Below are 9,915 nucleotides of genomic sequence, written 5' to 3' on the forward strand. Positions count from 1 at the left end.
CGAGGATGCCGAGGCCGCCCGAGTACTGCGGCAGCGCGGCGGCGATGCCGAACTCCGGCGAGAAGTAGGCGATGTGAGCCGGCGCCCCGGCCAGCGTCTGGTACCAGCGGGGCTCGGCGTTGTAGCGGTTCAGGTCGTCGCGTAGCGCGTTCGCCCGCGCGACGAACTCGCCGTCGCCGGCCAGTTGGGCCAGCCGCTGCGGGCTGACCGCGCCCAGCAGCGCGACCGGATCCCCGGCGATTCCCGCCCAGATCTGCGGATCCACCTGCTCGAACAGCGCCCGCGTCGGCTCGTGCCACGACCACCGCAGGTTGGCCGCCAGTGCATCCAGGGCTGCGAGCGACTGCGGCAGCACCGTGCGGACGGTGAATCGGCGGATGGCTTTCACGGAACGTCAACCCCCGGGGTGCGCGGTGCGGGAAGGGCGAATGCGCACTCAACCATACGGCGTGGGGCGAGACGGCCGACAACACCGGACGCCCGCTTCGGGCCCCGGCGGGCATGCATCGATGTCGAGATCTGAGCGGAAGCCCAGCCGGGTGCGGAGCCCGCTTTGTAGGCTGACGCATGTGGCGGACATTCAGCAAGGAACCGGCGCCGACTCAGCGGACGCCGACGCGCCGGGTGCCACCGGTTCCGGCGGTGCCGCCGCATCCGGTGATGCCGCGTCCGACGACGTGATCGTCAAGCGGGGGTCGCGGGCCGCATCGGGGGCCACGTCGACCAGGCGCGGCGCATCCTCCGCGGCGGCGTCGCTGCCCGCCGGTTCGGCGCCGCCGCGCAGCACCTCGCCCCGGCGCGCCCCCCGCCCACCGCGCTGGCAGCCGGTGCTCGGCCGCATCCCCATCCTGGACGTGTCGCCGCAGCAACCCGGCGACCACTGGCCCGCCAAGGCGTTCGTCGACGAGGTGGTGCCCTTCGCCGCGACGATCTTCCGCGAGGGGCACGACCTGCTGGGCGCGGACCTGGTCGTCAAGCCGCCGCGCGGCCCCGAGCAGGTGCGCCGCATGCACCTCGACTCCCCCGGCCTCGACCGCTGGAGCATCCTGCACCGGCTCGACCGTCCGGGCCTCTGGACGTGGTGGATCCGCGCCTACGCCGACGACTGGGCCACCTGGGTGCACGTCGCGCAGATCAAGGTGCCCGCCGGCATCGACGTGGAGCTGACGCTGACGGCCGGCGCCCTGCTGCTGGAACGCGCCGCTGCCGAAGCCGAGCGCACCGCAGCCGAGCGCCGTCTGCTGGCCGACGCCGCGGTCGCGGTCCGCGATACCGACACCGAGCCGCGGACGCGGCTGCGAATCGCCACCACGTCCAGCGCCCTGACGGCCGCGATCGACGCGCGGCCCATCCGCAGCCTGGTGACCGACGGGCGCACGCTCACGCTCCGGGTCGAGCGCCTGCGCGCGGGCCGCGGCTCCTGGTACGAGTTCTTCCCCCGCTCCGAGGGCGCCGTCCGGCACGAGGACGGCAGCTGGACCTCCGGCACCTTCCGCACGGCCGCGCTGCGGCTGCCCGCCATCGCGGACATGGGCTTCGACGTCGTGTACATCCCGCCGGTGAACCCGATCGGCCGGACGAACCGGAAGGGCCCGAACAACACGCTGACGGCCGGCCCGAACGACCCGGGGTCCCCCTACGGCATCGGCTCGGAGGCGGGCGGGCACGACGCCATCCACCCCGACCTCGGGACGGAGGAGGACTTCGCCGCGTTCCTCGACGCGGCGAAGCGGCTGCACCTCGAGATCGCGCTCGACATCGCGCTGCAGGCGTCGCCGGACCACCCGTGGGTGCAGACGCATCCGCAGCTGTTCACGACGCTCGCCGACGGCACGATCGCGTACGCGGAGAACCCGCCGAAGAAGTACCAGGACATCTACCCGCTGAACTTCGACAACGACCCGGAGGGGTCGTACACCGAGATGCGCCGCGTCTTCCAGGTCTGGATCGACCACGGCGTGCGCATCTTCCGCATCGACAACCCGCACACCAAGCCGCTCGGCTTCTGGGAGCGCCTGCTGCACGACGTGAACGGCGCGTACCCCGACGTGGTGTTCCTGGCGGAGGCGTTCACCCGGCCGCCGATGATGCGCGGGCTCGCGAAGGTCGGGTTCCAGCAGAGCTACACGTACTACACGTGGCGGAACACGAAGGAGGAGCTGACCGAGTACCTGACCGAGCTCTCCCAGGACACCGCGGACTACATGCGGCCGAACTTCTTCGTCAACACGCACGACATCCTCACCCCGTACCTCCAGTTCGGCGGCCCGGCGGCGTACCGGATCCGCGCCGCCGTCGCCGCGACCGCGGTGCCCACCTGGGGCGTGTACTCCGGCTACGAGCTGATCGAGAACGTCGCCCGGCCAGGCGCCGAGGAGAACATCGACAACGAGAAGTACGAGTACCGTCCGCGCGACTGGCCGAAGGCCGCGATGCTCGGCCGCACCCTCGCGCCGTACCTCGCACGGCTGAACGGCATCCGCCGGCACCACCCCGCGCTCGGTCAGCTGCGGAACATCCGCTTCCACTGGACCGAGTCCGACGCGGTGCTGGCGTTCAGCAAGCACCTCGACGCGGAGTTCACCGGCACGGGCGCCGCCGACACGGTCATCGTGGTCGCAAACCTGGACCCGCACGGCGCCCGGGAGACGGTGGTGCACCTCGACCCGACCGCCTTCGGCCGGCTGCCCGACGACGCCTTCGTCGTCCGCGACCTGATCACCGGCGCCCGCTGGCGGTGGGGGGCCGACGCGTACGTACGCCTCGACCCCTTCGTCGAGCCCGTCCACATCCTGGCCGTCGAGGACGACGAGCACTGACGACCCTGCCGCCGCCGGCACCCCCGGCGGCGCGATCGGAGGAAGACCCCATGCCGAAGAAGACCGAGGCGGACCTCGCCGCCGACCCGACGCCCGTGACCGACCCCGCGGCTGCGGCCGCGGCCGCGGATCCGACGCCGGTGGATGCGGCGACCACGGATCCGACGCCGGTGGATGCGGCACCCGCGGCTGCGGCGACGGAACCCGCCACGGACTCGGCGCCCGCGGCGCCCGTGCCGTCGGACGACGTGCTCGCGCGCATCGCCGACGGGTCCCACTCGGGCCCGCACTCCGTGCTCGGGCAGCACCCCGTCGAGGGCTCGGATGCGGTCGTGATCCGCGCGCTGCGCCCGCTGGCCGAGCAGGTCGTCGCCGTGCTCGGCTCCGGCGCCCGCGTCGAGCTGGGCCACGTCGGCCGGGGCGTGTGGCAGGGCGTCGGCGTCGCCGGCCTGCAGGACTACGAGATCGAGACGGTCTACGCGGACTCCACCTGGACCGCCGACGACCCCTACCGGTACCTGCCCAGCGTCGGCGAGGTCGACCTGCACCTGTTCGGCGAGGGTCGCCACGAGCGGCTGTGGGAGATGCTCGGCGCCCACCACCGCGAGCTGCACGGCGTCGACCGGGCCGCCTGGGGCACGTCGTTCTCCGTGTGGGCGCCGCACGCGCAGGCGGTGCGGCTGATCGGCGACTTCAACAACTGGAACGGCCGGCTGCACTCCATGCGCCGCCTCGACGGCAACGGCGTGTGGGAGCTGTTCGTCCCGGGCCTCGACCCCTACAACGCGTACAAGTTCGAGATCCTCACCCGCTCGGGCGAGTGGATCGAGAAGGCCGACCCGATGGCGCGGCACGCGGAGCAGGCGCCCGCGACCGCGAGCGTCGTCACGGAGAGCTCGTACCGCTGGGGCGACTCCGCCTGGCTGTCGGCGCGGGCCGCGGAGAACCCCGTCGATCAGCCGATCAGCGTGTACGAGATGCACCTCGGGTCCTGGCGCCAGGGCCTCGGCTACCGCGACGCCGCCGACCAGCTGATCGACTACCTGCACGAGACCGGCTTCACCCACGTCGAGTTCCTGCCGCTCGCGGAGCACCCGTACGAGCCCTCCTGGGGCTACCAGGTGACGGGCTACTACGCCCCGACATCGCGCTTCGGCCACCCGGACGACCTCAAGTACCTGATCGACCGGCTGCACCAGGCGCGCATCGGCGTGTACATGGACTGGGTGCCGGGCCACTTCCCGAAGGACGCGTTCGCGCTCGCGCGGTTCGACGGCGAGCCCCTGTACGAGCACAGCGACCCGCGGCTCGGCGAGCACCAGGACTGGGGCACCCTGATCCCGAACTTCGGCGACAGCCAGGTGCGGAACTTCCTCGTCGCGAACGCGCTGTACTGGCTCGACGAGTTCCACGTCGACGGCCTGCGGGTCGACGCGGTCGCGTCGATGCTGTACCTCGACTACTCCCGCGAGGACGGGCAGTGGCTGCCGAACAGGTACGGCGGCCGCGAGAACCTCGAGGCGATCACGTTCCTGCAGGAGACCACCGCCACCGCCTACAAGCTGCACCCCGGCGTGATGATGATGGCCGAGGAGTCGACCAGCTGGGGCGGCGTCACCCATCCGACGGACCACGGCGGGCTCGGCTTCGGGCTGAAGTGGAACATGGGCTGGATGAACGACTCGCTGCGGTACGTGGCGAACGACCCGATGTGGCGAAGCCACCACCAGAACGAGCTGACCTTCTCGTTCCTCTACGCGTTCAGCGAGAACTTCATCCTGCCGATCAGCCACGACGAGGTCGTGCACGGCAAGGGCTCCCTGATCGGCAAGATGCCGGGTGACCCGTGGCAGCAGCTCGCGAACGTGCGCGCCTACCTCGCCCTGCAGTGGGCGCACCCCGGCAAGCAGCTGCTGTTCATGGGCCAGGAGTTCGGCCAGCGCAGCGAGTGGAGCCAGGAGCGCAGCCTCGACTGGTGGATCCTCGACCAGCCGGCCCACCGGGCGCTGCTCGGGTACGTGAGCCAGCTGAACCGCGTGTACCGCGAGAACACGTCGTTCTGGCAGCAGGACGTCACGGCGGCCGGCTTCAGCTGGATCGACGGCAGCGACGCGGCCAACAGCGTGCTCGCGTTCCTGCGCTGGGACCGCGACGGCAACCCCGTCGCGTGCATCTTCAACTTCTCCGGCCGCCCGATCGGCGACTACCGCGTCGGCCTGCCGTTCGCCGGCACGTGGGAGGAGCTCCTGAACAGCGACGCGGAGGAGTTCGGCGGCTCCGGGGTGGGGAACTACGGCTCCGTGGTCGCCGAGTCCGAGGCGTCGCACGGCCTGCCCGCCTCCACGGTGCTCACCCTGCCGCCGCTCGGCGCCCTGTTCCTCCGCCCGAGGACGCGCAGGTAGGTCCGTCCGGGACCTCGAGCTGCCCGCCCCGAGCCGGGGCGGGCATGTTCGAGGTCCGCGCGGCGCCGTCGTGTGCCCCGAACGGGGGTCCGCAGAATTGCGGACACGGCTTGTCGCGCGGGGTCCTGCGGTAATACCTTCGGATCACCCCCAAGGACGATCGGCGCGCTCCCCGAGCGCCCGCCGGCCGCCCATCCGACCCGGACCGTTCCCCGACGGCCCGCAGACCCCCTCCCCGGTCCGGCGACGTGCGCCCCCCGCGCAGCCCCGTCCCGGCCGCACCACCGGACCGCCGGCGCCCGAAACGCCGCCGACCCGGGTCCAACCCCCATACGGACGCCGAGGATCATGACCGCCTCCCCCCTCACCATCCAGGCCGGTGCGCTGCGCACCGCCGCGCCCACCCGCTGGTCCCAGCACCTGGCCAGGCGACTCGCCGTCACGGACACGCTGATCGTCGGCGGGACCGTGCTCGTGGCCCACCTCGCGCTGATCGGCACGGAGGTCGCCGCCGTCTCGACCAACGGGCAGTACACCGCCTCGGTGCCCTACCCGGTCGTCTCCCTGGCGCTCGCGGCCCTGTGGCTGCTGGCGCTCGGCGTCCTGGACACCCGCGACGAGGACGAGATCGGCAACGGCAGCACCGAGTACCGCCGCGTGATCCGCGCCGGCATCGCCACGTTCGTCCTCCTGATCGTCGTCGGCTTCTTCCTCGGCATCGACCTCTCGCGCATCTGGACCGGCGTCGTAGTCCCGGCCGGCACCGCGCTGCTGGTCCTCAGCCGCTGGGCGTGGCGGAAGCGGCTGGTGGCCAGGCGCGCCGCCGGCCTCGACTCGCACCGGGTCGTGCTGGTCGGCTCGACCGACACCGTCGTCCGCACCGCCCTGGACCTCGCCCGCCACCCCGCCCACGGCTACCACGTCGTCGGCGTCGCGCTCACCGACGGCGCGTCGCACGGGTCCGTCGCGGACCTGCCCATCGTCGGCCGCGTCGACGACGTCCCGACCGCGCTCCGCGTGCTCGGCGCCGACACCGTGATGGCCACGAGCAGCGAGCACCTGTCGGCGGAGCGCATCCGCGACCTCGCCTGGCACCTCGACCCGAAGCACCACCTCGTGGTCGCGCCGAGCCTCACCGACGTCGGCGGCTCGCGCATCCACCTCCGACCGGCGGCCGGCCTGCCGCTGATCCACGTCGAGACGCCCCACCAGGCGGGTGCCGGCCGGGTCGCGAAGCGCCTGTTCGACGTCGCCGCCGCCTCGATCGGTCTCGTGCTGCTCGCGCCGGTCCTCGCCGTGATCGCGATCCTCATCCAGCGGGACAGCTCGGGCGGCGTGCTCTACCGCCAGGAGCGCATCGGCCGCGACGGCGAGCCGTTCTCGATCCTCAAGTTCCGCTCGATGTCCGCCGACGCGGACGCCCGTCGCGCCGAGCTGACGGACGACTCCGGCAAGGGCATGTTCAAGATGCCCGACGACCCGCGCGTCACCCGCGTGGGCAAGGTCCTGCGCCGCTTCTCCCTCGACGAGCTGCCGCAGCTGATCAACGTCGTCCGCGGCGAGATGAGCCTCGTGGGCCCGCGCCCCGCGCTGCCCTCCGAGGTCTCGGAGTACGACCGCCGCGAGCTGCGCCGCCTGGCCGTCACGCCGGGGCTGTCGGGCCTCTGGCAGGTCAGCGGCCGCTCCGACCTGGACTGGGCCGACGGCATCCGCCTGGACCTGTACTACGTCGAGAACTGGTCGATGACGCAGGACCTGCAGATCCTGTGGCGCACCGCCCGCGCCGTCGCCACCTCGACCGGCGCGTACTGAGCCGCGCTCGCGCGGTACTCCCACCCGGACGCGCGGTACTCCCACCCTCGCGCGGTGGGTACGCCTACCGCGCGAAGGTGCGGGCTACCGCGCGAGACGGGGGTCCGCTCAGTACAGGAGCGAAGCCAGGCGGCGGCGGGCGGCCGCGACGCGCGGGTCGTCGACGCCGGTGAGGGCGAAGTAGTCGAGCAGGCGGGTGCGGATCGCGGTGCGCTCGTCAGGCGCCGCCGTCGCGAACGCGTCGAGCAGCCGCCCGAAGGCGTCCTCGACGTGACCGCCCGCGACATCGAGGTCGGCGACCGCGAGGGCCGCCTGCACGTCCGCCGGCGCCGCCGCGGCCGACTCGCGGGCGCCGTCGGGTACGTACCGGAGGCGGTCCAGCAGCTCCACCTGCGCGAGCGCGGCGGGCGCCGCGGTGTCCCTGGGGTCCTGCGCGATCGCGGTGCGGAAGAGGCGGGCCGCCTCGGCGTAGTCGCCGCGGTCGATCGCGGCGTACGCCTCCTGGTGCAGCGGCGGCAGCGGCTCGGGCTCCGGCTCGGCCGCGGGCGCGTCCTCCGCGCCCGGGTCCGCGGGGACGCTGCCGGTCACGCCGTTCTGCGCCGCGAGCTCGAGCACCTGCTCGAAGAGCGGCGCCATGCGGTCCTCCGGCAGCACGCCCGAGAACAGCGGGACCGGGCTGCCGGCGATGAGCGCGACCACGGTCGGCACGGACTGGGCCTGGAACGCCGCGGCGACCTGCGGGCTCGCGTCGGAGTCGACGACCGCGAGCACCAGACGACCGGCCGCGGCCTCGACGACCCGGCGCAACGACGTGATCAGGTCCTGCGACGGCGTGCTCCAGGTCGCCACCAGCGCGACGACGACCGGGACCGTGCGGGACAGCTCGATCAGCTGCGGGAACTCGGCGTCACCGATCTCGACGACCACCCCGGAAGCGGCCGGGGCGCCGCCATCGGCGGGCTGCTGCCCAGGCTGCTGCGCGGTCTGCGCGGTCTGCCTGGCGACGAGCGGCGACAGGTCGACCGCCCCTCGCAGGCCGCCGCCTGGCGGGCTGGGAACAGCGGCCATCGTCACAACTCCTTCGCGGAAACCAGCCCTTGAGCGTAGCCGAGCAGCACGGCCGGCTCGTTCGAGCCGGCTGAGGGCACCGCGAAGAGCAGCTGGTAGCCGTAGACGGAGACGATGCCCTTCGACGTCGCCGAGATCTTCGACAGGATCCGCGTCCCGCCGCTCGGCCGCACGGTCACCCCGGTGCGCTTCGGCTTCACGGTCCACTGCTCGTCGAGCTGCACGGCCACGAGCGCGCCCGCCTTCGCGGTGGACAGCGCGACGACGGAGCCGGGACCGGACGGGAGGTCCTTGAACGTGATCCCCGCGGTCGAGCCGAGCTTCTTGGCGACCTTCTTCTTCGCCGCCTCCCCGACCCCCTCCGCGAGCTCGTCGTGGGAGACGTCGAACTGCTTCGCGGCAGCGCTGCCGGAGTCGCGCAGCAGCGCGCCGTAGTCCGCGCCCAGCTCCCCCGGCGCGATCTCGAGCACCGGCGTCGCATCGTTCAGGCGGGTCGCGCCGTTCAGCGCGGACGGCAGGTCGGGCAGGACCGCCGACGGCTGCAGGGACATCGCGAAGTGCACCTTGTAGTCGGCGCGCGGGTCGGCCTGCACCATCGCCAGCGCGAGCGGCGCGCTCTTCTTCGTTCCCGTCCTCTTCGCCGGGTCCTCGAGCACCACGAAGAGGGTGCGGGGCCACGTCGCCGTCGCCTCGGGCAGGATCAGCCGGGTCGTCGCGTTCTTCAGCGGCACCGCCTGCGGCAGGTCGGCGCCCTTGTCCTTCGCCCTGATCGCGTACGACGCCTTGCGCAGCGCGAGCGCGGCTCCGGCGAACCGCTCCGCCGCGGCGCCGGCGTCGCGAGCCTTGTCCGCCGCAGCGGCCACCTCGGCCACGCGGTGCGCGATGCGCGTCGCCTGCGGCTCGGTGATGGACGCCTCGACGGGCTTGGTCGCGGCCCCCGCCGGCGCCGCACCGCCCGGAACGAGCACGGCCCCGACCAGCACGGCGACGACGCCCGCGCCGCCGAGCGCGATCCGGTGCGACACGCTGCGCCGGCCCCGCTGGGCGACGGGAGGGGCGGAGGAGGGGCGCTGCGGGCGGTACCGGGGCGGCTGCGGCCGCTTCGGCGACTTCGGCGGCGCCTTCCGGCGGGGACCGCGGCTGCGCCGCACGTGGACGAGCGCCCAGGCGAGCAGCAGCAGCCCCACGACGGCGAGCAGGCCGCCGGCCACGATCAGGGGCACGGCGAGCGGCGTCGCGGTGTCGACCGGCCAGGTGATGCGGACCGTCGACGGGGCGGGGCCGGCGCCGTCCGACGCCACGATGACCGAGACGGAGCGCGGCAGGTTCGTCTTCCAGTCCAGCCGGTCCTGCGCGGTCCGCTGCTCCATCCACAGGTCGGAGCCGTCGGGGTCCGGGGCGCCGCCGCGCAGCCCGTTCACGACGGGCGCGGTCCGCGCGACCGAGGTCACGGCGGTGCCGCCGTCCGCGACCTGCAGCTCGGTGTACCGCTGGCCCGACAGCCAGGCGGTGACGTCCGCCGTGCGTCCGTACCCGGCGAACACCGTGCCGCTGCCGGCGAGCTGCAGCTGCTGGCCGCTGCCGTGGGAGGCGAGCAGCGAGCCCGGGATGACGACGTAGTGCGTGTCGCCGGGCACGTCCGCGGCCACGCTCACGTGATCCGCGGGCTTCAGCAGGGTGCGCTGCGCGAAGCCGGTGCCGACGAGCACCAGCGCGATCAGCATCGTCACGAACGCGACAGCGAAGCGCACATCGTCTCCTCCGGTCGGCCAGGGCAGGGAACGGGCGATGCGAAGCGGGACCGCGCCTGCTGC

6 protein-coding genes are annotated in these 9,915 nt (G+C 73.3%); 3 read left to right on the top strand and 3 right to left on the bottom strand.

Annotated features, from left to right (window positions below; translation table 11 throughout):
• Positions 1-388: DUF3417 domain-containing protein (locus tag ACFE60_RS14800; protein ID WP_375389630.1), on the bottom strand; the 388-nt coding region annotated here is incomplete at its 3' end.
• 466 nt (positions 389-854) lie between these two features.
• Here ACFE60_RS14800 and ACFE60_RS14805 point away from each other — a divergent pair.
• From ACFE60_RS14805 to ACFE60_RS14815, 3 genes are all read left to right on the top strand, one after another.
• Positions 855-2,819 carry a maltotransferase domain-containing protein gene (locus tag ACFE60_RS14805; protein ID WP_375389631.1) on the top strand — a complete coding sequence of 655 codons (1,965 nt, stop codon included), beginning with the start codon at positions 855-857 and terminating at the stop codon, positions 2,817-2,819.
• 50 nt (positions 2,820-2,869) lie between these two features.
• The gene (gene glgB, locus ACFE60_RS14810; protein WP_375389632.1) at positions 2,870-5,221 is read left to right on the top strand and encodes a 1,4-alpha-glucan branching protein GlgB; all 2,352 of its coding nucleotides are present in this window, start codon (positions 2,870-2,872) and stop codon (positions 5,219-5,221) included.
• Between the two features lie 348 nt (positions 5,222-5,569).
• Positions 5,570-7,033 (top strand): sugar transferase, encoded by a 1,464-nt coding sequence (locus ACFE60_RS14815; RefSeq protein ID WP_375389633.1) that lies wholly within the window; start codon positions 5,570-5,572, stop codon positions 7,031-7,033.
• A gap of 108 nt (positions 7,034-7,141) precedes the next feature.
• Here ACFE60_RS14815 and ACFE60_RS14820 read toward each other — a convergent pair whose 3' ends face one another.
• Positions 7,142-8,101: a tetratricopeptide repeat protein gene (locus ACFE60_RS14820; protein ID WP_375389634.1), complete on the bottom strand. Its 960-nt coding sequence runs from the start codon at positions 8,099-8,101 to the stop codon at positions 7,142-7,144.
• 2 nt (positions 8,102-8,103) lie between these two features.
• A complete protein-coding gene (locus ACFE60_RS14825) occupies positions 8,104-9,852 on the bottom strand; it encodes a hypothetical protein (protein ID WP_375389635.1) in 1,749 nt (582 codons plus the stop codon).
• Positions 9,853-9,915 lie beyond the last annotated feature (63 nt).

The sequence above is a fragment of the uncultured Amnibacterium sp. genome, from assembly GCF_964245895.1.
Lineage (GTDB): Bacteria > Actinomycetota > Actinomycetes > Actinomycetales > Microbacteriaceae > Amnibacterium.